Consider the following 20,499-nt stretch of genomic DNA (forward strand, 5'->3'; position numbering starts at 1 on the left):
TCCGCGCCTGCGGAAGGGGGCGCTGCGGGCGAAGGGGTCGCTGCGGGCCATGACAAACCCCAGGCCGTTGCCGACCCGGGGCCCGCCATGGCCCGACCCGGAGACCGGGGCGCCGGATGGCTTAACGGCAGTCGGCGATGAAGCGGTTGCCGTACTGGTCGCGGTAATAGCACTTGCCGCGCTGCGGCGCCGGGCCGATCAGCTGCGAGGCGGCGACGCCGACAATCGCGCCGACCACGGCGCCCTTCTCGCGGTCCTTGTCCGAAGAGACGGCGGCCCCGACCGCCGCCCCGCCAAGGGCGCCGATGGCGGCGTTCTGTTCGGCGGGGGTGCGCGGCCAGCCCGGCCAGGAACAGGGGAAGGATCAGGAAGGAACGGGTCATTCTGTGGCTCCGATAGGTGAGTCTGCGGCGGGATGATAACGCCTTGGCGGGCCGATGGTTCCACTTTTCGTGCATCGCCCGCCACCTGGGCGGATTCCGACCGACCGGCTGTTGCCTCGGTCGGCGCGGCTCAGCCCGCGCGCGCGGCGGCGACGGAGGCCTCGAGGATCTCCATCGCCTCGGCGAAATGGGCGTCGGGGATGGTGATCGGGGCGAGGAAGCGGATCACGTTGCCATAGACGCCGCAGGTCAAGAGGATCAGGCCACGCTTCTGCGCCTCTGCCCGCACGCGGCCGGTGAAGCCCGCATCGGGTTCCTTCGTGCCCGGCTTGCCGAATTCGACCGCGACCATGAAGCCGGGGCCGCGGATGTCGATGATCTCGGGCGTGGTGGCGCGCAGGGCCTCGAGCCGCTGTTTCAGCCGGCTGCCAAGTTCGTTGGCGCGGGCGCAGAGGTCTTCCTCCTCGATCACGTCCAGCACGGCATTGGCGGCAGCGATCCCCAGGGGGTTGCCGGCATAGGTGCCGCCCAGGCCGCCGGGGTTGGCGGCATCCATCAGCTCCGCCCGGCCGGTAACGGCGGCCAGAGGCAGCCCGCCCGCCAGCCCCTTGGCCATGGTGGTCAGATCGGCCGCCACCCCGTGCATCTCCATCGCGAAGAGGTGGCCGGTGCGGGCAAAGCCGGTCTGCACCTCGTCGGCGATCATCACGATTCCGTGCTGGTCGCACAAGCTCCGGATCGCCTTCACGAGGTCGGTCGGTGCGGGGTAGAACCCGCCTTCGCCCTGCACGGGTTCGAAGATGATCGCGGCCACCCGGGCCGGGTCGAGGTCGGCCTTGAACAGCTTTTCGATCCCTGCCATCGCGTCCTTCGTCGAAATCCCGTGCGGCTCCATCGGGAAGGGGACGTGGAAGACATCCGGCATCATCGCGCCGAAACCCTTCTTGTAGGGCTCCACCTTGCCGGTCAGCGACATGCCCATGAAGGTCCGGCCGTGGAAGCCGCCGCCGAAGGCGATGACGGCGTTGCGGCCCGTGGCGATGCGGGCGATCTTGATCGCGTTCTCGCAGGCCTCGGCGCCGGTGGTCACGAAGATCGTCTTCTTCTTGAAGGTCCCCGGCACCTTCTCGTTCAGACGCTCGGCCAGCCGGATGTAGTTCTCGTAGGGCATCACCTGATGGCAGGTGTGGGTGAAGCGGCTCATCTGGTCGGCCACGGCGGCCATCACCTTCGGGTGGCAATGCCCGGTGTTCACCACCGCGATCCCGGCGGCGAAGTCGATGTAGCGGTTGCCCTCGATGTCCCAGACCTCGGCGTTCAGCGCCCGATCCGCGTAGATCTGCGTCATCATCCCCACCCCGCGCGAGATGGCATCGTCGCGGCGCTTGGCAACTTCGGCGTTCAGCATGGTCATCGCTCTCCAGAAGGCATGTCACCCGCAAAGACCGGACTCGGACCTCGGGGCCTTGCCGCCATTTGATCAAATATCCGCGCCAACTGCAATGCTTGTGACCGGAGATCCGGATCACGTTCAGCATTCCTTAACCTTCCCCGGCGCAGACTGGCCAGAGCGGACATGACGGAGATGCCGATGGCGGATGGTCAGCTTGCGAACCACTCTTGCGCCCTGACGGTCGAGGATCGGCGCGACCGGCTGCGGCTGGCGCGGTCGCGGCGCGTGGGGGCGGTGACCTGGCACCGGCTGATGGCCGAACACGGCTCGGCCCGGGCGGCGCTGGCGGCCCTGCCCGGAATCGCCGCCGCGGCCGGGGTCGAGGATTACGAGGTCTGCCCGATGGGCGTGGTGCTGGCCGAGGAACGCCAGGGGCTTGCTGCGGGCGCCCGGCTGCTGGTTCATGGCGAGGCCGACTATCCCCGCGCCCTTTCCGACATCCCCGATGCGCCGCCGGTCCTGTGGGTGAGGGGCGACGTTTCCCTGCTTCATCGCCCGGCCATCGGCATGGTCGGCGCGCGCAACGCCTCGTCGCTGGGGATGCGCATGGCGCGCAGGCTGGGGCAGGGCCTGTCCGAGGCCGGGTTCACGGTGGTCTCGGGTCTCGCCCGCGGCATCGACACCGCCGCGCATGAGGCTGCGCTGGAGGGCGAAGGGCGAACGGTCGCGGTGATGGCCGGCGGGATCGACGTGATCTACCCGGCGGAAAACGACGGCCTTGCCCGCCTGATCGACGAAAGGGGCTGCCGGATCAGCGAACACCCGCCGGGGCTGGAGCCTCAGGCCCGCCACTTCCCCCTGCGCAACCGCATCGTCGCGGGCCTGTCGCGTGCCGTTGTCGTGGTCGAGGCGGCGTCGAAATCCGGCAGTCTCATCACCGCGAAGGCGGCGCTCGACTATGGGCGCGAGGTGATGGCGGTGCCCGGCCACCCGTTCGATGCCCGCGCCTCGGGCTGCAACGGGCTCATCCGCGACGGGGCGCTTCTGGTGCGCGGTCCGCAGGACGTGCTGGAGGCGCTGGGCGCCCCGACCGATGCGCGGCCCGAACCGGTCATGCAGCTTGCGCCCCTGCCCGGGCCGGAGGCGCCGCAGCGCCCGCTGAAGGATGTGGCGCTGCTGCATTCCATGATCCTGAACCGGCTTGGCCCCAGCCCGCTGGCCGAGGATCAGCTGCTGCGCGATCTGAAGGTCACCTCGGCCCAGCTTGCGCCCGAACTGCTGAGCCTGGAACTCGAAGGCCGCATTGCCCGTCAGCCGGGCGGGCTGCTGGCGCGGGTGGACTGACCGCACCGCCAGGCGCCGCTCACCCCTCCCCTGCGGTCGATCTTCGCTCTGGCATCCGCCGGCGAGGAGCGACCGAACGGAAGCGACGAGCGTCCGTTTGCCCCCCCCCGGTTGACAAGTCTGCCGCGACACCCACATGGTGCCGCGCCGTCCGTGGGGCCTTGGAGCGTTGGGAAACACATGCCAGTCGTCGTCGTCGAATCCCCAGCCAAGGCCAAGACAATCAACAAATATCTCGGCCCCGACTTCACGGTTCTCGCCTCTTACGGCCATGTCCGTGACCTGCCGGCGAAGGATGGCTCGGTCGATCCCGAACATGGCTTCGACATGCTGTGGGAAGTCGCCCCCGAATCGAAGAAACACGTCCGCGCCATCGCCGAGGCGCTGAAGTCCGACGACACGCTGATCCTTGCGACCGACCCCGACCGCGAGGGCGAGGCGATCAGCTGGCACCTGAAGGAGGCCCTGCAAGGCAGCCTGAAGAAAGGCAAGAAGGTCGCCCGCGTCACCTTCAACGCCATCACCAAGGACGCCGTGACCAAGGCGATGAAGGAACCGCGCGACATCGACACACCGCTGGTCGAGGCCTATCTCGCCCGTCGCGCGCTGGACTATCTGGTGGGCTTCACCCTGTCGCCGGTCCTGTGGCGCAAGCTGCCGGGCGCGAAATCGGCGGGCCGGGTGCAATCGGTCTGCCTGCGGCTGATCGTCGAGCGCGAGATGGAGATCGAGGCCTTCAAGGCCCAGGAATACTGGACGGTGAAGGCCGTGTTCCGCACCCCGCGCGGGCAGGAGTTCGAGGCCGGGATGGTCACTCTGGGCGGCAGGAAGCTGACCAAGTTCGACATCCCGACCGCCACCGCTGCCGAACTGGCCGTCCAGGCCGCGAAATCGCGCGACTTCAAGGTTCTGGCGGTGGAATCGAAACCTGCCACCCGCAATCCCTGGCCGCCCTTCATGACCTCGACCCTGCAACAGGAGGCCAGCCGCAAATACGGCATGGGCGCCAAGCAGTGCATGAACGCGGCACAGCGGCTGTATGAGGCGGGCTATATCACCTACATGCGGACCGACGGGATCGACATGGCGCCCGAGGCGGTGATGGCCGCCCGCGACGAGATCAGGCGGCGGTTCGGCGAGGCCTATGTTCCGGAATCTCCCAGGATGTACAAGAACAAGGCCAAGAATGCTCAGGAAGCACATGAATGCATCCGGCCGACGGACATGGCCCTCGGTCCCGAGAAGATCCGGGTCGAGGAGGATCAGCGCAAGCTCTACGACCTGATCTGGAAGCGGACGATTGCCAGCCAGATGGCCGCCGCGCGGCTGGAGCGGACGGCGGTGGACGTGGCCTCGCCCGATGGTCAGGTGGGGTTCCGGGCCAATGGTCAGGTGGTGCTGTTCGATGGCTATCTCAAGGTCTATGACCAGGGCCGCGACGACCGGCAGGAGGGTGAGGAGGACGAAGAGGGCCGCCTGCCGCAGGTGATGCAGGGCGAGGCGCTGGACAAGGGCGCGGTGACGCCGGAGCAGCATTTCACCCAGCCCCCGCCGCGCTATACCGAGGCGACGCTGGTCAAGCGGATGGAAGAGTTGGGGATCGGGCGGCCGTCCACCTATGCCTCGATCCTGACCACGATCGTTGACCGGGAATATGTGCGGAAGGAGAAGAACCGTCTGATCCCCGAGGACAAGGGGCGTCTGGTGACGGCCTTCCTGGCGAATTTCTTCAAGCGCTATGTCGAGTATGATTTCACCGCCGATCTTGAGGCGCAGCTGGACGATGTCTCGGCCGGAGAGCGCGACTACAAGGACGTGCTGGCCCGCTTCTGGCGCGACTTTTCGGCGGCGGTGGCCGAGACGGCGGACCTGCGCATCGGCGAGGTGCTGGAGAAGCTGGACGAGTTCCTGGCCCCGCATCTTTACCCGCCGCGGGCGGATGGCGGCGATCCCCGGATCTGCCCGACCTGCGGGACGGGGCGGCTGCATCTGAAGACGGCGCGGTCGGGCGGGGCCTTCATCGGCTGCGGCAACTATCCGGAATGCCGCTACACGCGGCCTTTGGCGGGGGATGCCGAGAGCGTGGCCTCGGACGGGCGGGTGCTGGGGCTGGACGAGGCGGGCAACGAGATCAGCCTGCGGGCGGGGCGGTTCGGGCCCTACGTCCAGCGGGGCGAGGCCAGCGAGACCAATCCGAAACCGGACCGGGCGAGCCTGCCGAAGGGGTGGACTCCCGATGGGCTGACTTTGGAGCGGGCGCTGGCGCTGCTGTCGCTGCCGCGCGAGGTTGGCAGGCATCCCGAGGATGGCGTGCCGGTCGAGGCGGGGATCGGGCGGTTCGGGCCCTATGTGAAGCATGGCTCGGTCTATGCGAACCTGCCGGAGGTCGAGGAGGTCTTCACCATCGGGATGAACCGGGCGGTGGAAGTGCTGGCCCAGAAGGCGAGCCGGGGCCGGGGCAGGGCCGCCCCTGCGGGGCCGCTGAAGGTGCTGGGGGCGCATCCGGACGGCGGCGAGGTCCAGGTGATGCCGGGTCGCTACGGGCCCTATGTGAAGTGGGAGAAGGTCAACGCGACGCTGCCGAAGGGGGTGGAGCCGGAGGCGGTCACGCTGGAGGAGGCGCTGGCCCTGATCGCCGAGAAGGCGGGGAAGGCGGGGGGGAAGAAGAAGGCGGTCCCGAAGAAGGCGGCGGCCAAGCCTGCGGCGAAGAAGGCCCCAGCGAAGGCGGGGGTGAAGAAGGCGGCTCCGAAGAAGCAGGCGGCCAAGGCAGAGTAAGCGCCGCGCGCGGCGCCATTTTCCAGCCCAATGAAATCAAGAGGTTGGTTGCGGGCCTTTACCCGGGCTTAACCTTTTGGCACGGCATTTCGGGGCGGCTCGTCGCGCAGTTCGCGCTCTCCTCTCTGGGGTGGCGTACCGATGAGGACGCAGGGGTCCCTCCCGTTCGGCGGGCCAAGACTTTTCGAAAAGTCTTGGCAAAAGTTTTCGAAAACTTTTGCCCCCGGTGTCCGTCAGCCGCGCGGGTTGATGAGCTTGGCGATCAGCCCCGCCGTCCGAACCATCCCGAGGTTGCGGCCGTTTTCCGTCACCACCAGTTCGGCCACGCCCTGCGCCATCAGGTCCATGATGTCCTTCACAGGCGTTTCGGCATCCAGCGCGCGGGCATGGGCCGAGGCTTCACCGGCCTCCATCACGTCGCGGGCGGTGAGCACCCCGAGCGGGTTCATGTGCGCGACGAAATCGGCCACATAGTCCGAAACCGGGTTCGCGATGATCTCGCGCGCGGTGCCGCACTGGACGATCCGCCCGCCCTCCATCAGCGCGATGCGGTTGCCGATCTTGAAGGCCTCGTCGAGGTCGTGGCTGACGAAGACGATGGTGCGCTTCAGCTTCTGTTGCAGGTCCAGAAGCTCGTCCTGCAACTTCGACCGGATCAGCGGGTCAAGCGCGCTGAACGGTTCGTCCATCAGCAGGATCGGCGCTTCGGTCACGAAGGCGCGGGCCAGGCCCACACGCTGCTGCATCCCGCCCGAGAGGTCGCCCACCTTGCGGTCGGCCCATTGCGACAGGTTCACCAGCTCCAGCTGGGCATCGACGCGGGGGCGGCGCTGGGCGGGGGGGATGCCGGCAAGCTCCAGCCCCAGGCCCACGTTTTCGCGCACCGTGCGCCAGGGCAGCAGGCCGAACTGCTGGAACACCATGGCGACGCGCGTCGCGCGCAGGCGGCGGAGCGTCGCCGGGTCGGCCTTCGTCACCGAGACCATGCGGTCGCCGTCCAGCACCCGCACCTCGCCCCTGACCACGGGGTTCAGCGCATTGACCCCGCGCAGAAGCGTGGACTTGCCGCTGCCCGACAGCCCCATCAGCACCAGGATCTCGCCCTCGGCCACCGAGAGCGTGCAGTCGTGCACCCCCAGCACCTGGCCGGTGGCCTGCTGCACCTCGGCCCGCGACTTGCCCTGATCCATCAGCGGCAGGGCGGTGTCGGGCCGGTCGCCGAAGACGATGGAAACGCGGTCGAACTCGACGGCATTGGTCATTTGCGCGCCACCCTCAGCATGCGGTCCAGCATGATCGCCACCACGACGATCACCATGCCCGATTCGAACCCGAGCGCGGAATTGTTCTGCCCCAGCGCCCGCACCACGGGGATGCCCAGGCCGTTGGCGCCCACCATGGCGGCGATGACCACCATCGACAGCGACAGCATGATGGTCTGCGTCAGCCCCGCCATGATCTGCGGCAGGGCATAGGGCAGTTCCACCTTCCACAGCTTCTGTCGGGGCGTGGCGCCAAAGGCGGTTGCGGCCTCGATCAGCGCCGTGGGCGTGGCCGAGATGCCAAGGTAGGTGAGCCGGATCGGCGCGGGGACGACGAAGATCACCGTGGCCAGCAGGCCCGGCACCATGCCAAGGCCGAAGAAGACCACGGCGGGGATCAGATAGACGAAGGTGGGCAGGGTCTGCATCAGGTCGAGGATCGGCGACATCGCGGCGTAAAGCCGGGGCCGGTGCGCGGCGGCGATGCCGATGGGCACCCCGATCGCCATGCAGATCAGGCAGGAATAGAACAGCAGGACGAGGCTTTCCGTGGTGGCCTTCCAGTAGCCCTGGTTCAGGATGTAGAGGAAACCCAGAAGCACCAGAAGGCAGGTTTTCCAGGACCTTTGCAGCACCCAGGTCAGCGCGACGAACAGCGCCACGACGATCAGCGGATGCGGCCACTGGATCAGCGACAGCGTGGCGTTGATGAGCCAGCCGAAGGCATCGCTGATCCCGTCGAACAGCGGGCGCGCATTGGCTTTCAGCCAGTCCACGGCCTGTTTGGCCGCCCAGCCCACCGGAATCTTCTGGAAAAGCCACGGAAAGGTGGTTTGCAGCCAGTCCACGTCGGTCCCCCCCGTTCAGCCGGGTCGAAAGCGGCGGCCGGGTTGAGCCCCGGCCTGCCGAAGCCTATTGCAGCGCCGCCGCGACGGCCGCCTTGGCGTCGCCGCCGTCCCTCGTGGTCACGCCGTCCAGCCAGGCCTCCCAGGTCGCCGGATTGGCCGCGAGCCAGGCCTTGGCGGCCTCGCGCGGGTCGGTGCCGTCGTTCAGGATCGCGCCCATGATCTCATTCTCCATCTGGAGCGAGAAGCTGAGGTTTTGCAGGAACTTGCCGGTATTGGGGCATTCGGCGACATAGCCCTTGCGGGTGTTCGTCGCCACGATGGCGCCGCCGAAGTCGGGGCCGAACACCTCGTCGCCGCCCGACAGGTAGGTCAGCTTGAAGTTCGCGTTCATCGGGTGCGGTTCCCAGCCGAGGAAGACGATGGGCTTGCCCGCGCTGGTCTTGCGCTCCACCTCGGCGAGCATGCCCTGTTCGCTGCTTTCGACCAGCTCGAAGCTGCCGAGGCCGAACTGGTCGGCGGCGATCATGTCAAGGATCAGCCGGTTGCCGTCATTGCCGGCCTCGATCCCGTAGATGCGGTTTTCCAGCGCCGCTGCATGGTCCTTGATGTTGGCGAAATCGCTGATCCCCAGCGCCGCGCCGTGTTCGTTGGTGGCCAGCGTGTATTTCGCGCCTTCCAGGTTGGTGCGGACGGTCTCGACCGTGCCGGCCTCGCGGTAGGAGGCGATGTCGCCCTCCATCGTCGGCATCCAGTTGCCGAGGAACACGTCGATGTCGCCCTCGGCCAGACCCGCGTAGGTCACGGGGACGGAGAGGATTTTGGTCTCGGTCTGGTAGCCGAGTGCCTCGAGCACCAGCGTCGTCGCGGCGGTGGTGGCGGTGATGTCGGTCCAGCCGACGTCCGAGAAGACGATCTTGTCGCAGCCCTCGGCGAAGGCGGACCCGGCCAGCGCAAAGGTCACGGCACCGGTCAGGAGGGTGGAACGGATGGACATGGGAGCTCCCTGACGTTTTTTGTTGATTGACGAGTCAATAAACTTCGCCCTTATTCGGTTTGGCAAGAGTTTTCTGGGGCCGCACCGACATGCCGAAGCTTGGAATGGAGCCTATCCGCAAGGAAGCCTTGGTGAAAGCCACCATTGTCGAGATCGGCAGGGTGGGATCGCTGGACGTGACGGTCAGCCAGATCGCCAAGCGGGCGGGGATGTCGAGCGCGCTGGCGCATCATTACTTCGGGTCGAAGGAAGAGATGTTCCTGGCCGCGATGCGCCATATCCTGACGCTGTATGGCGCGGAGGTGCGTGGTGCGCTGGCGGCGGCGCAGGGGCCGGAGGGGCGGATCCGGGCGATTCTGAGCGCCTCGTTCAGCCCCGGCAACTTCCGGCGCGAGGCGGTGAGCGCCTGGCTGAACTTCTGGGTCCTGGCGCAGTCCGTGCCCGATGCCAAGCGGCTCTTGGCGGTCTATCAGGGGCGGCTCAGGTCGAATCTGGTGGCGGCGCTGCGGCCGCTGGCAGGTGACCGGGCGCCGGCCATCGCCGAATCGCTGGGGGCGCTGATCGACGGGCTTTACCTGCGCGAGGTGCTGAAATCGGGGCCGCCGGACGGGGCGGCGGCGGTGGCGCTGGCCTTGCGTCACCTTGAGGCGGAACTGATGCGGGGTGCGGAATGATGCAGGCGGAATACGTGATCGTGGGGGCCGGGTCGGCGGGCTGTGCGATGGCCTATCGGCTGGCCGAGGCGGGCAAGCGGGTGACGGTGATCGAGCATGGCGGGTCGGACGCGGGGCCCTTCATCCAGATGCCGGGCGCGCTGAGCTATCCGATGAACATGGGCATCTACGACTGGGGATTCGCCACGGAGCCCGAGCCGCATCTGGGCGGGCGGGTGCTGGCGACGCCGCGGGGGAAGGTGATCGGGGGGTCGTCCTCGATCAACGGGATGGTCTATGTCCGGGGCCACGCGCGCGATTTCGACACCTGGGCCGAGATGGGGGCGGACGGCTGGTCCTATGCCGACGTGCTGCCCTATTTCAAACGGATGGAAACCGCGCACGGCGGGTCGGGGCCGGAGTTCCGGGGCACGGACGGGCCGCTGCATGTCACCCGCGGCAAGCGGGAAAACCCGCTGTTCGACGCCTTCATCGAGGCCGGGCGGCAGGCGGGATACCCCGTGACGGCGGATTACAACGGCCAGCAGCAGGAGGGCTTCGGCCCCTTCGAGGCGACGATCCACAAGGGGCGACGCTGGTCGGCGGCGAATGCCTATCTGAAGCCCGCACTGAAGACCGGCAAGGTGCAGGTCCTACGCGGCCTCGCGCGCCGCGTGGTGATGGAGGGCCGCCGCGCAGTGGGGGTCGAGGTCGATACCCGCGCCGGGCGTCAGGTGGTGCGGGCGGGGCGCGAGGTCATCCTGGCGGCCTCGTCGATCAACAGCCCGAAGCTTCTGATGCTGTCGGGGATCGGCCCGGCCGCGCATCTGAAGGAACACGGGATCGAGGTCGTCGCCGACCGCCCGGGCGTGGGGGCCAATCTTCAGGACCATCTGGAAATCTACATGCAGTTCTCGGCCAGCCAGCCGATAACCCTTTACAAATACTGGAATCTCTGGGGCAAGGCCTGGGTGGGCGCGCAATGGCTTCTCAGCCGGTCGGGGCCGGGTGCCTCGAACCAGTTCGAGGCCTGCGCCTTCATCCGGTCGAAGGCCGGGGTGGAATACCCCGACATCCAGTATCACTTCCTGCCCATCGCCGTGCGCTATGACGGCAAGGCGGTGGCCGAGGGCCACGGCTTTCAGGCCCATGTCGGGCCGATGCGGTCGAAGTCGCGCGGCTCGGTCACGCTGCGGTCGGGCAATCCCGCGGACGCGCCGGTGATCCGGTTCAACTACATGTCCCATCCCGACGACTGGGAGGACTTCCGCACCTGCATCCGCCTCACGCGCGAGATCTTCGGGCAGGAGGCGTTCAAGCCCTATCTGAAAGCCGAGTTGCAGCCCGGACCCAGGGTGCAGAACGACATCGAACTGGACGACTTCCTGCGCGAGCATGTCGAAAGCGCCTATCACCCCTGCGGCACCTGCCGGATGGGGCGGGCGTCCGACCCGATGGCGGTGGTCGATCCCGAATGCCGGGTCATCGGGGTCGAAGGGCTGCGGGTGGCCGATTCGTCGATCTTCCCGCAGATCACCAACGGCAACCTGAACGCGCCATCGATCATGACCGGCGAGAAGGCGGCAGATCATATCCTGGGGCGGACGCCCTTGCCGGCCTCGAACCTGGAGCCCTGGATCAACCCGAACTGGCGGGTGTCGCAGCGCTAGCTTGATCCCGGTCAAGGCGGCGGGGTGCGGGGTGTTCCAGACTGGCAGGGACAGTCAAGAAGGAGAAACCGATGTCGAACACCCCGCACAGGCTGCACGAGGAATTTCCGGGCGATGCGCAGAAGATCAGTGCGTTGAAAGCAACGGACGCGCATTTCGCCAATCTGTTGATCGAATATGACGTGGTCAACGACAAGGTGCACCGGGCGGAAACGCGGCTGGACCTGCTGACCGAGGAGGAGGAAGAGACGCTGCGCAAGGTGCGGTCGCGGCTGAAGGACCAGATCGCGGCGGCGTTGCGGAAGTAGCGCACCGTCGGATGGTGCGCTGTAGCGCACCCTACGCTGCGACGCGGGCAGCGCTCAGCCGATCTCGTAGGGCAACACGTCGCGGGCGTTGGGGTTGATCTTCAACCGGCCTTCCAGTGGCGGGACGCTGCGCTGGTGGCAGTTGATCCGCTCGCAGATGCGGCAGGAAATTCCGATGGGCTCGAACCGGCCTTTCAGGTCGAGCCCGTCGGAATAGACAAGCTGCGGCGCGTGCTGCACTTCGCAGCCGAGGCCGATGGCATAGCGGCGCACGGGGGCGAGGAAGGCGCCGGCGGGTTTCGACACATCGCGGGCAAGGCAGAGATAGCGCACGCCGTCCGGTGTTTCCGCCAGTTGCCGCAGGAATTGTCCCGGCGTTTCAAAGGCCTGGTGGACGTTCCACAGGGGGCAGGCGCCGCCGAAGCGGGCGAATTGCAGGCGGGTCGAGGAGTGGCGCTTGGTGATCGTGCCCGCCTGATCGACGCGGACGAAGAAGAAGGGGATGCCCTTGGCGCCGGGGCGCTGCATCGTGGAGAGGCGGTGGCCGACCTGTTCGATCGAGGCGCCGAAGATGTCGGCGAGCCGTTCGAGGTCGTGGCGCACCTCTTGCGCGGCGGTGAGGAAAGCCCGGTAGGGCAGGAGTGCCGCCCCGGCGAAGTAGTTGGCAAGGCCGATCTTGGCGATGTCGCGGGCCTCCGCCGTGGAAAACCTTGCGAGGTCGAGGGTTGCCTCCAGAAGCTCGTTCTGCGTCAGAAGCGCGACCTGATGCAGGAGCTGGAAGCGCTGCGAGGGGCCGGAGGCGCGGGCGGAGATGTCGAGGCGTTTCGCCTGCGGGTCGTAATGGCGCAGGGGCGCGGTGTTCGAATAGTGCAGGCTGATCCCGGCGCGCCTCAGCAGGTCCTGCGCCAGTGTTTCGATGGATTTTCCGTTGCTTGCCGAGGTCGCGAAATGCTCTGCCGCACGGTCGATGGCATCGAGGTAATTGTCGCAATAGTGAAAGAAATCGCGCACCTCTTCCCAGGCGGAGGGGCGGAGGTCGGCGTCCTCGCGGCCCAGGGCTTCGTCGAGGGAGGCGAGGCGTTCGTGGGTCTGGCGGTATGCGCGGTGCAGATCGAGGAAGGCGCGGGCCAGCGCCGGGGCGTTGGAGGCCGCGAGGCGGAGGTCGGCAAGCGGCGGGGTGGCGGTGGTGAAGACGGGATCGGCCAGCGCCTCGCGCATGTCGGTGACGAGACGTTCGGACTCGCCGACCGTCAGTTCGGTCACGTCAAGGCCGAATTCCTGCGCCAGCGCCAGCACCACGGCGGCCGAGACGGGCCGGTGGTTGTTCTCCATCTGGTTCAGATAGGGCAGCGAGACCTTCAGCTTGTCGGCGAAGGCCTTCTGGGTCAGGCCGAGACGGGCGCGGATCTCGCGCAGCTTGACGCCGGCATAGAGTTTCTGGGTGGCCATCGGAACCTCTTTGCAAAGCTATGCGGCGCTTTGCAAAGCTGCGTCAAGGGTCAGGCGAGGCCGATCTGCCGGGCGCGGCGGAGGACGAAGAGGATGGCCAGGACCGAGGCTGCGGAGGAAGCCAGCATCAGGAGGATGAGCGGCATTTCCGAAGAGCCGGGGCCGAGGAGGACGCCCGCAAAGGCGGCAAGGGCGGCGCCGCCGCCGATCAGGATGGCTCCACCGAGGCCCGAGGCAGTTCCGGCGAGGTCGGGACGGACCGACAGCATCCCGGCGTTGGCGTTGGGCAGGCAGATGCCGTTGCCGAGGCCCATCAAGACCGTGAGGCCGAAGAACATGGTGGGGCCGGAGTGGCCGAGGGCGGTGAGAAGGGCGAGGATCGCCATGCCGGCCGTGGTCACGAGGCAGCCGAGAAGGATCATCCGGTTCATGCCGATGCGGACGGAGTAGCGGCCCGCGAAGAAGTTGCCTGCGGCGTAACCGATGGCCGTCAGGGCGAAAAGCGCGCCGACATGGGTGGAGGAGAGGCCATAGACCTTGTCGCCGACATAGGGCGCCCCGCCGAGATAGGCGAAGAAGCAGCCCGAGGCGAAGGCGGCGGAAAGGGTGTAGCCCCAGAACCTTTGCGAAGCGAAAAGCGCGGGGTAGCTGCGGATCTGGTCCATCAGCGAGACGCGGCGCAGAGTGGCGGTCTCGCCCAGGTCGGCCCAGACGAGGGCGAGGGTGCCGAGGCCGAGGATCAGGAGAAGGGCGAAGTTCGCCTTCCAGCCGTAGAGGTCGTCGAGGGCGCCGCCGATCACCGGGCCGATCATGGGGACAAGGCTCATGCCCATGGTGACATAGCCGATCATGCTGGCGGCGCGTTCGTCGGCCACCATGTCGCGGACGACGGCGCGAGAGAGGACCATGCCCGAGGCGATGACGGCCTGGGCCATGCGGAAGATCAGGAACCAGGTGGCGGTGGGGGCAAGCAGCGTCCCGACGGTGGCAAGGAGGAACAGGACCAGCGACCAGATCAGAACGGCGCGGCGGCCATAGCGGTCGGAGATCGGGCCGATGACGATCTGGAGAAGGGCGGAGAGCAGGAGGTAGAGCGCCACGGACTGCTGCATCACGCCGTAGGGGACGCCGAACCAGGTCGCCATTCCGGGCAGCGAGGGCAGCATGATGTTCATCGTCAGGGCCGACAGCCCCGCCAGAAGGATCAGCGTGACGATCCTCGGCGGGGTCGTCCGGTCAAGGAATAGGGGCTCTTGCATGGGGGAACGGGCTACGCCTGCGGGTCCGGATTGTCCACAGGCGGCCGGGTGGGGAAACCCGGCGTCACGCCCATTTGTGGAAGATGAAGAACGCCCCTGCCGCGATGAACGCGAAACCGACGAGGTGGTTCCAGGACAGCGGCTCTTTCAGGTAGAGGACCGAGAAGACGGCGAAAACCGACAGGGTGATGACCTCCTGGATCGTCTTCAGCTCGGCGGCGGAGAAATGGCCGTGGCCGATGCGGTTGGCGGGGACCTGGAGGACATATTCGAAGAAGGCGATCCCCCAGGAGACCAGGATCACGGTGACAAGCGCGCTTTCCTTGAACTTCAGGTGGCCATACCAGGCGAAGGTCATGAAGATGTTCGAGGCGAGAAGCAGGCCGATGGTCACGACGGGGATGGGCAGGTTGGGCATGATGTCCTCGGGATGGCGATCCGGGAGGGCATAGCGCGGCTGCGGGCAAGGTCCAATGCTTTGCGATTTCGCAATTTGAAGCAGAGCATTTCAAACTGGTTTGCAAATTTTCTCATTGCCGCTTCTCGCACCCGCAGCGTTGCCGTAAGGTGCAGCGGACATCAGCCGGGGGAGGGCGCGATGAAGGATATTCTGGCAGAGCTTGAAGCCCGGCGTGAGGCCGCGCGGGCCGGAGGCGGGGAGCGTCGGGTCCAGGCGCAGCACGCCAAGGGAAAGCTGACGGCGCGGGAGCGGATCGAGCTGCTGCTCGACGAGGGCAGCTTCGAGGAATTCGACATGTTCGTCGCGCACCGCTGCACCGATTTCGGGATGGAGAAGGACCGCCCGGCAGGCGATGGCGTCGTCACCGGCTGGGGCACGATCAACGGGCGGCAGGTCTATGTGTTCAGCCAGGACTTCACGGTCATGGGCGGCTCGGTCAGCGAGACCCACGCCGGAAAGATCTGCAAGATCATGGACATGGCGATGCAGAACGGCGCGCCGGTGATCGGGATCAACGATTCTGGCGGGGCGCGGATTCAGGAGGGCGTCGCCAGCCTTGCGGCCTATGGCGAGGTGTTCCAGCGGAATATCGAGGCCAGCGGAGTGGTGCCGCAGATCAGCCTGATCATGGGGCCCTGCGCGGGGGGCGCCGTCTATTCACCGGCGATGACCGACTTCATCTTCATGGTGAAGGATTCCAGCTACATGTTCGTCACCGGCCCCGATGTGGTCAAGACCGTGACGAACGAGGTGGTGACGGCCGAGGAACTGGGCGGGGCATCCACCCATACCCGCAAGTCCAGCGTTGCCGACGGGGCGTTTGAAAACGATGTCGAGGCGCTGGCGGAGATCCGGCGGCTGTTCGACTTCCTGCCCTTGAACAACCGGCAGAAGGCGCCGGTGCGGCCGTTCTTCGATGCGCCGGACCGGATCGAGCCCAGCCTCGACACGCTGGTCCCCGACAACCCGAACCAGCCCTATGACATGAAGGAACTGATCCTGAAGGTCGCGGACGAGGGCGATTTCTTCGAGATCCAGAAGGACTTCGCCGCCAACATCATCATCGGCTTCATCCGGCTGGAGGGCCAGACCGTGGGCGTGGTGGCGAACCAGCCGATGGTGCTGGCGGGCTGTCTGGATATCGACGCATCCCGCAAGGCCGCGCGCTTCGTGCGGTTCTGCGATGCCTTCGAGATTCCGATCCTGACCTTCGTAGATGTGCCGGGCTTTCTGCCGGGGACGGGGCAGGAATACGGCGGTGTCATCAAGCACGGGGCGAAGCTCTTGTTCGCCTATGGCGAGGCGACGGTGCCCAAGGTCACGGTCCTGACCCGCAAGACCTATGGCGGGGCCTATGTGGTGATGGCCTCCAAGCACCTGAAAGCCGATTTCAACTATGCCTGGCCCACGGCGGAGGTCGCGGTGATGGGGGCGAAGGGCGCGGTCGAGATCCTGTATCGGTCCGAACTGGGCGAGCCGGAGAAGATCGCCGCGCGGGTGAAGGATTACGAGGACCGTTTTGCCAACCCCTTCGTGGCAGCCGAGAAGGGCTTTATCGACGAGGTCATCATGCCCCATTCCACGCGTCGCAGGGTGGCGCGGGCCTTTGCTGCGCTGCGCAGCAAGAAGGCGCTGATGCCCTGGAAGAAGCACGACAACATCCCGCTGTGACGATGCGTCGCACCTCCGCCCGCGCTGCCCCGAGCCTGCTTGCCCTGATGGCGCTGGCCGGCTGTCAGGAAGAGGCGCCGGCCGGCGAGGCCGTCAGCGTGCCCTCGGGGCGCAAGCTGTCGCTGATCGAGGTGATCACCGATGTCCGCGGTCCCGCCGGGGCGACGGTGCGGTTCCGCTTTCTGGCTCCGGGTCTGGTCCCGGCCGAGGCCGAGACCGCCGCCGAGGACATGCAGGCCCTGTGCGATGGCTTTGCAATCAAGAGGATCGACGGCATGGTGCCCGCCCCGCAGCAGATCGTGATCTCTTTCGCCAGCGAGGTCGTGCCCTTCGGTCAGGCGGCACCCGATGTGGTGCAGTTCTTTGAATCCTATCGCCTGGAAAACGGCCGCTGCGTCTGGGAGATTTTCTGATGCAGGGGCCAGATATCGTTTTTCCGGCTGGCCATGCACCATTGGCTGATGTAGGAACGCCACAGGTCGTCAACTTGGTCCTGTCGCCATACCAATCCGGAATCCTTTCGGATAAGGTAGCGGAAGGCCGGGCCAAATCGGCCGTCAACAGCGAACAGGTGCCGGATTCCCTGGCGGATTCCGAAGCGCCCCAAAAAGGATGGAGTAGAGGATGTCGAAGAGCGCACGTCTCGTTCTGGTTCTGGCCATGGTGTCGGCTTTCGCCGCTTGCGCCAAGCAAGAGCCGGTCCGGGTTGCCGAGCCGGTCTCGGTCGAGCCGACCTACACGGGCAAGTTCAAGTAATCTTGCGGAGCGGGCCTGCCGGCATGCGCCGGGCGGGCCCGCGCCAACCCACCGCCTCCCGCAGCAAGCTGCGGTCGAGGCGCCGAGCCTTCTGATCGCATTGTCTTTTTCCGCCCGCGCCCACTGGGCGAGCGCCGGCGTTTCGCCTATCCCTGCCGCCCGTTGCACGGACAGGGGGCAGGACCGATGCTGAAACACCGTGGCTTTCCGGGGCGGATGCCGGGGACCGATTTCCAGTTCACCATTCGGCGCGCCAATGTGAGAGACGGCGCGACGAAACTGATCCGGCGCGAGCGGTTCAAGGACCGCAAGCATCTGGACCGGCTGGCCGATCAGGCCTTCATGGCGGCGCTCTGGCAGTATTTCGGGGAAGAGCCGTTCGAACGCGGCAACCTGGATGCGGGGCGGCTGTCCTGGCTGTTCGGGCGCGAGGTGGTCCCGGCCGAAGACCCGTTCGATCCCTGTTCCTACGAGGCGCTGCTGCGGATCGACGTGAAGCGCGCGCAAGTGGCCTTTCCCGAGGTCTTCGCCCCCGACGCACCCGATGCGCTGCATCAGGATCGGGACTGGGAGGAGGACTAGGCATGTTTCCGCCGACCCGGGAAAGCTTTTGGCACGGTTTTGCTCAGGATCGGGCAGGCGTTTTCAACGGGTTTGCAATGGATGCCACTGGGCGGCATTGTTTCCGTGCGGGTCTGTGGCAGCCCAGCCCTGACGTGCGCAGTCTACGATGCGACCCTTCCCCTTCCTCTCGGTCCGGCCCGTTCCAGGCCGGACCGAGCCTTGCTGTGGGTCAAGGGCCTGCCGATTGCGCGCGGCGGGACAGAAACTGCTTTCAAATCCGTGACATTGCGGTAGAATCGGCTGCAATAACAACAAACGCACGAGGCAGTTTCCCATGCAGAAGTCGCTTATCGCCTTCGCTCTTCTTGTCCTTCCCCTTGCCGGCTGCATGCAGGATCCGGCATCGCGCGGCATGGCCGGTGCGGCTGCGGGCGCGCTGGTCGCCGATGCGCTGGACGAAAACATGCTGGCCGGAGCCGCGCTGGGCGGGCTTGCCGGTCTCGCGACCTGCGGTATCGAGCTGGGCCTGCCGCCCTGCCGCTCGCGCTACTGATCGACTGAACTTTCGGCCCGCCTTCGGGCGGGATCGCACGACCAAAGGGGACCATCCGGGCCGCGCGCCCGGGTGGTCCTTTGCATTTGCCTGATGGGGGGAGCCGATGTTTGACAAGATCCTGATCGCCAACCGGGGCGAGATCGCCTGCCGGGTCATCAAGACCGCGCGCAGGATGGGGATCAGGACGGTGGCGGTCTATTCCGACGCCGACCGCAATGCGCTGCATGTGCAGATGGCGGACGAGGCGGTGCATATCGGCCCGCCGCCGGCCGCGCAAAGCTATATCGTGATCGACAGGATCATGGAGGCCATTCGCAAGACCGGCGCGCAAGCCGTGCATCCCGGCTATGGCTTCCTGTCCGAGAACCGCAACTTCGCCGCGGCGCTGGAGGCGGAAGGGGTGGTGTTCATCGGGCCTCCGTCCGCAGCGATCGAGGCGATGGGGGACAAGATCACCTCGAAGAAGATCGCGCAGGAGGCGGGGGTTTCGACGGTTCCGGGCTACATGGGCCTGATCGCGGATGCGGACGAGGCGGTGAAGATCAGCCGCGAGATCGGCTATCCGGTGATGATCAAGGCCAGCGCGGGCGGGGGCGGCAAGGGGATGCGGATCGCCTGGACCGATGCCGAGGCGGCGGAGGGCTTCCAGTCGTCGAAGAACGAGGCGGCGGCCAGTTTCGGCGACGACCGCATCTTCATCGAGAAGTTCGTGACCCAACCGCGCCACATCGAGATCCAGGTGCTGGCCGACAAGCACGGGAACTGCGTCTATCTGCACGAGCGGGAGTGCAGCATCCAGCGGCGGAACCAGAAGGTGATCGAGGAGGCGCCTTCGCCGTTCCTGGACGAGGCGACGCGGAAGGCGATGGGCGAACAGGCCTGCGCCCTGGCGAAGGCGGTGGATTACACCAGCGCCGGGACGGTGGAGTTCATCGTCGATGGCAACCGCAACTTCTATTTCCTGGAAATGAATACGCGTTTGCAGGTCGAACATCCGGTGACGGAGCTGATCACCGGGGTCGATCTGGTCGAACAGATGATCCGCGTGGCGGATGGTCAGCCGCTGCCGTTCCGGCAGGAGGACCTGAAGATCCACGGCTGGGCGATGGAAAGCCGGCTTTATGCCGAGGACCCTTACCGGAACTTCCTGCCCTCCATCGGGCGGCTGACGCGCTATCGGCCGCCGGTCGAGGGCAAGACGGCCCGGGGCGGGATCGTGCGCAACGATACCGGCGTCTATGAGGGCGGCGAGATCAGCATGTTCTACGACCCGATGATCGCCAAGCTCTGCACCTGGGGCCCGACGCGGGCCGATGCGATCGAGGAGATGCGGCTGGCGCTGGATACCTTCGAGGTGGAGGGCATCGGGCACAACCTGCCCTTCTGTTCGGCCGTGATGGATCATCCCCGCTTCGTCCGCGGCGACATCACCACCGCCTTCATCGCCGAGGAATACGAGGGCGGGTTCACCGGGGCCACGCTGGATGCAGGCCTGTTGCGGCGCGTGGCGGCGGCGGCGGCGGCGATGAACCGGGTGGCCGAAATCCGGCGGACGCGGATTTCCGGGACGATGGACAACCATACGCGGCGGGTGGGCGATGACTGGGTTGTCACGCTGCAAGGCGAAAGCTGGCCGGTGACGGTGAAGGCCGACCACGAGGGCTCGACCGTGGTCTTCGAGGATGGGACCGACCTGCGGGTGGAAAGCGACTGGACGCCGGGCCAGCCTCTGGCGCGGCTGACGGTGGGCGGCGAGCCCCTGGTCATCAAGACGGCGAAGATCCCGATGGGCTTCCGGATGCGGCTGCGCGGCGCGGACCTGAAGGTCCATGTGCAATCGCCCCGCCAGAAGGCGCTGGCAGGGTTGATGCTGGAGAAGGCGCCGCCGGATACGTCGAAATACCTGCTTTGCCCGATGCCGGGGCTGGTGGTGAAGATCGCCGTGTCGGAGGGCGAGGAGGTGCAGGAGGGTCAGGCGCTGGCGACCGTCGAGGCGATGAAGATGGAGAACATCCTGAAGGCGGAACGCAAGGGCGTCGTGAAGAAGATCAGGGCCCATGCGGGGGCCAGCCTGAAGGTCGATGACGTGATCATGGAGTTCGAATGAGCGCGCACGGGTCGGGCCGGGGGCGATTTCCTCAAGGAAATCGCACC

The 20,499-nt window shown here is 66.7% G+C and carries 18 protein-coding genes and 1 pseudogene; 11 read left to right on the forward strand and 8 right to left on the reverse strand.

Features of this window, described 5'->3' with window-relative positions:
• Positions 1-121 precede the first annotated feature (121 nt).
• Together G8O29_RS18885 and G8O29_RS12475 are read right to left on the reverse strand one after the other, a co-directional pair.
• Positions 122-316, reverse strand: a pseudogene (locus tag G8O29_RS18885) (glycine zipper 2TM domain-containing protein); the annotation flags it as partial.
• Positions 317-513: 197 nt separating this feature from the next.
• Positions 514-1,791, reverse strand: coding sequence for a 4-aminobutyrate--2-oxoglutarate transaminase (locus G8O29_RS12475; RefSeq protein WP_166403664.1), 1,278 nt, complete (start codon positions 1,789-1,791; stop codon positions 514-516).
• A 177-nt stretch (positions 1,792-1,968) separates the two neighbouring features.
• Between G8O29_RS12475 and dprA the strand changes: the two genes are divergently transcribed.
• Complete coding sequence (dprA, locus tag G8O29_RS12480) at positions 1,969-3,120, forward strand: DNA-processing protein DprA (RefSeq protein ID WP_242679106.1); 1,152 nt, start codon at positions 1,969-1,971, stop codon at positions 3,118-3,120.
• Positions 3,121-3,300: 180 nt separating this feature from the next.
• Positions 3,301-5,895, forward strand: a complete 2,595-nt coding sequence (topA, locus tag G8O29_RS12485; protein WP_166403574.1) for a type I DNA topoisomerase — start codon at positions 3,301-3,303, stop codon at positions 5,893-5,895.
• Between the two features lie 233 nt (positions 5,896-6,128).
• On the opposite strand, the gene choV is transcribed toward topA, so the two are convergent.
• The 3 genes from choV to choX all read right to left on the reverse strand — a co-directional run bounded on the left by choV (position 6,129) and on the right by choX (position 8,999).
• Positions 6,129-7,157: a choline ABC transporter ATP-binding protein gene (gene choV / locus G8O29_RS12490; protein WP_166403575.1), complete on the reverse strand. Its 1,029-nt coding sequence runs from the start codon at positions 7,155-7,157 to the stop codon at positions 6,129-6,131.
• Positions 7,154-8,005 (reverse strand): choline ABC transporter permease subunit, encoded by an 852-nt coding sequence (choW, locus tag G8O29_RS12495; RefSeq protein WP_367890174.1) that lies wholly within the window; start codon positions 8,003-8,005, stop codon positions 7,154-7,156. Before choW ends, choV begins: the two co-directional genes overlap by 4 nt.
• Positions 8,006-8,069: 64 nt before the next feature.
• Entirely contained in the window at positions 8,070-8,999 is a 930-nt protein-coding gene (gene choX, locus G8O29_RS12500; RefSeq protein ID WP_166403576.1) for a choline ABC transporter substrate-binding protein, read from the reverse strand.
• Between the two features lie 89 nt (positions 9,000-9,088).
• Between choX and betI the strand changes: the two genes are divergently transcribed.
• The 3 genes from betI to G8O29_RS12515 all read left to right on the forward strand — a co-directional run bounded on the left by betI (position 9,089) and on the right by G8O29_RS12515 (position 11,630).
• The gene (betI, locus tag G8O29_RS12505) at positions 9,089-9,673 is read left to right on the forward strand and encodes a choline-binding transcriptional repressor BetI (protein WP_207623805.1); all 585 of its coding nucleotides are present in this window, start codon (positions 9,089-9,091) and stop codon (positions 9,671-9,673) included.
• On the forward strand, positions 9,673-11,322 hold the full coding sequence (betA, locus tag G8O29_RS12510) for a choline dehydrogenase (protein WP_166403668.1): 1,650 nt from the start codon (positions 9,673-9,675) through the stop codon (positions 11,320-11,322). The genes betI and betA overlap by 1 nt, the downstream gene beginning before the upstream one ends.
• A 71-nt stretch (positions 11,323-11,393) precedes the next feature.
• Positions 11,394-11,630, forward strand: coding sequence for an HP1242/YdcH family protein (locus tag G8O29_RS12515; protein WP_166403577.1), 237 nt, complete (start codon positions 11,394-11,396; stop codon positions 11,628-11,630).
• Positions 11,631-11,684: 54 nt separating this feature from the next.
• Here the strand turns inward: G8O29_RS12515 and G8O29_RS12520 are convergent, their stop codons facing one another.
• The 3 genes from G8O29_RS12520 to G8O29_RS12530 all read right to left on the reverse strand — a co-directional run bounded on the left by G8O29_RS12520 (position 11,685) and on the right by G8O29_RS12530 (position 14,756).
• Positions 11,685-13,079 (reverse strand): helix-turn-helix domain-containing protein, encoded by a 1,395-nt coding sequence (locus tag G8O29_RS12520; protein WP_166403578.1) that lies wholly within the window; start codon positions 13,077-13,079, stop codon positions 11,685-11,687.
• A 50-nt stretch (positions 13,080-13,129) separates the two neighbouring features.
• On the reverse strand, positions 13,130-14,338 hold the full coding sequence (locus G8O29_RS12525; protein ID WP_166403579.1) for a multidrug effflux MFS transporter: 1,209 nt from the start codon (positions 14,336-14,338) through the stop codon (positions 13,130-13,132).
• Positions 14,339-14,402: 64 nt separating this feature from the next.
• Entirely contained in the window at positions 14,403-14,756 is a 354-nt protein-coding gene (locus tag G8O29_RS12530; RefSeq protein WP_128515702.1) for a DMT family protein, read from the reverse strand.
• 180 nt (positions 14,757-14,936) lie between these two features.
• Between G8O29_RS12530 and G8O29_RS12535 the strand changes: the two genes are divergently transcribed.
• The 6 genes from G8O29_RS12535 to G8O29_RS12555 all read left to right on the forward strand — a co-directional run bounded on the left by G8O29_RS12535 (position 14,937) and on the right by G8O29_RS12555 (position 20,452).
• Entirely contained in the window at positions 14,937-16,469 is a 1,533-nt protein-coding gene (locus tag G8O29_RS12535) for an acyl-CoA carboxylase subunit beta (RefSeq protein ID WP_166403580.1), read from the forward strand.
• Positions 16,470-16,471: 2 nt separating this feature from the next.
• Positions 16,472-16,882 carry a DUF6497 family protein gene (locus G8O29_RS12540; RefSeq protein ID WP_166403581.1) on the forward strand — a complete coding sequence of 137 codons (411 nt, stop codon included), beginning with the start codon at positions 16,472-16,474 and terminating at the stop codon, positions 16,880-16,882.
• A 211-nt stretch (positions 16,883-17,093) separates the two neighbouring features.
• Positions 17,094-17,225 carry a hypothetical protein gene (locus tag G8O29_RS18720; RefSeq protein ID WP_302848582.1) on the forward strand — a complete coding sequence of 44 codons (132 nt, stop codon included), beginning with the start codon at positions 17,094-17,096 and terminating at the stop codon, positions 17,223-17,225.
• 186 nt (positions 17,226-17,411) lie between these two features.
• Positions 17,412-17,807, forward strand: coding sequence for a hypothetical protein (locus tag G8O29_RS12545; protein WP_166403582.1), 396 nt, complete (start codon positions 17,412-17,414; stop codon positions 17,805-17,807).
• A gap of 316 nt (positions 17,808-18,123) precedes the next feature.
• On the forward strand, positions 18,124-18,342 hold the full coding sequence (locus G8O29_RS12550; RefSeq protein ID WP_166403583.1) for a hypothetical protein: 219 nt from the start codon (positions 18,124-18,126) through the stop codon (positions 18,340-18,342).
• A 106-nt stretch (positions 18,343-18,448) separates the two neighbouring features.
• Complete coding sequence (locus tag G8O29_RS12555) at positions 18,449-20,452, forward strand: acetyl-CoA carboxylase biotin carboxylase subunit (protein ID WP_166403584.1); 2,004 nt, start codon at positions 18,449-18,451, stop codon at positions 20,450-20,452.
• Positions 20,453-20,499 lie beyond the last annotated feature (47 nt).

Origin of the sequence: Rhodobacter calidifons (assembly GCF_011174775.1) — a bacterium.
In the GTDB taxonomy this organism is placed as follows: Bacteria; Pseudomonadota; Alphaproteobacteria; order Rhodobacterales; family Rhodobacteraceae; genus Tabrizicola; species Tabrizicola calidifons.

What these genes read in the sequence shown, in the direction of transcription:
- G8O29_RS12475 (WP_166403664.1), bottom strand. Translation starts at nt 1,791, where the DNA reads ATGCTGAACGCCGAAGTTGCCAAGCGCCGCGACGATGCCATCTCGCGC.
- dprA (WP_242679106.1), top strand. Translation starts at nt 1,969, where the DNA reads ATGCCGATGGCGGATGGTCAGCTTGCGAACCACTCTTGCGCCCTGACG.
- topA (WP_166403574.1), top strand. Translation starts at nt 3,301, where the DNA reads ATGCCAGTCGTCGTCGTCGAATCCCCAGCCAAGGCCAAGACAATCAAC.
- choV (WP_166403575.1), bottom strand. Translation starts at nt 7,157, where the DNA reads ATGACCAATGCCGTCGAGTTCGACCGCGTTTCCATCGTCTTCGGCGAC.
- choX (WP_166403576.1), bottom strand. Translation starts at nt 8,999, where the DNA reads ATGTCCATCCGTTCCACCCTCCTGACCGGTGCCGTGACCTTTGCGCTG.
- betI (WP_207623805.1), top strand. Translation starts at nt 9,089, where the DNA reads ATGCCGAAGCTTGGAATGGAGCCTATCCGCAAGGAAGCCTTGGTGAAA.
- betA (WP_166403668.1), top strand. Translation starts at nt 9,673, where the DNA reads ATGCAGGCGGAATACGTGATCGTGGGGGCCGGGTCGGCGGGCTGTGCG.
- G8O29_RS12515 (WP_166403577.1), top strand. Translation starts at nt 11,394, where the DNA reads ATGTCGAACACCCCGCACAGGCTGCACGAGGAATTTCCGGGCGATGCG.
- G8O29_RS12520 (WP_166403578.1), bottom strand. Translation starts at nt 13,079, where the DNA reads ATGGCCACCCAGAAACTCTATGCCGGCGTCAAGCTGCGCGAGATCCGC.
- G8O29_RS12525 (WP_166403579.1), bottom strand. Translation starts at nt 14,338, where the DNA reads ATGCAAGAGCCCCTATTCCTTGACCGGACGACCCCGCCGAGGATCGTC.
- G8O29_RS12530 (WP_128515702.1), bottom strand. Translation starts at nt 14,756, where the DNA reads ATGCCCAACCTGCCCATCCCCGTCGTGACCATCGGCCTGCTTCTCGCC.
- G8O29_RS12535 (WP_166403580.1), top strand. Translation starts at nt 14,937, where the DNA reads ATGAAGGATATTCTGGCAGAGCTTGAAGCCCGGCGTGAGGCCGCGCGG.
- G8O29_RS12540 (WP_166403581.1), top strand. Translation starts at nt 16,472, where the DNA reads ATGCGTCGCACCTCCGCCCGCGCTGCCCCGAGCCTGCTTGCCCTGATG.
- G8O29_RS18720 (WP_302848582.1), top strand. Translation starts at nt 17,094, where the DNA reads ATGTCGAAGAGCGCACGTCTCGTTCTGGTTCTGGCCATGGTGTCGGCT.
- G8O29_RS12545 (WP_166403582.1), top strand. Translation starts at nt 17,412, where the DNA reads ATGCTGAAACACCGTGGCTTTCCGGGGCGGATGCCGGGGACCGATTTC.
- G8O29_RS12550 (WP_166403583.1), top strand. Translation starts at nt 18,124, where the DNA reads ATGCAGAAGTCGCTTATCGCCTTCGCTCTTCTTGTCCTTCCCCTTGCC.
- G8O29_RS12555 (WP_166403584.1), top strand. Translation starts at nt 18,449, where the DNA reads ATGTTTGACAAGATCCTGATCGCCAACCGGGGCGAGATCGCCTGCCGG.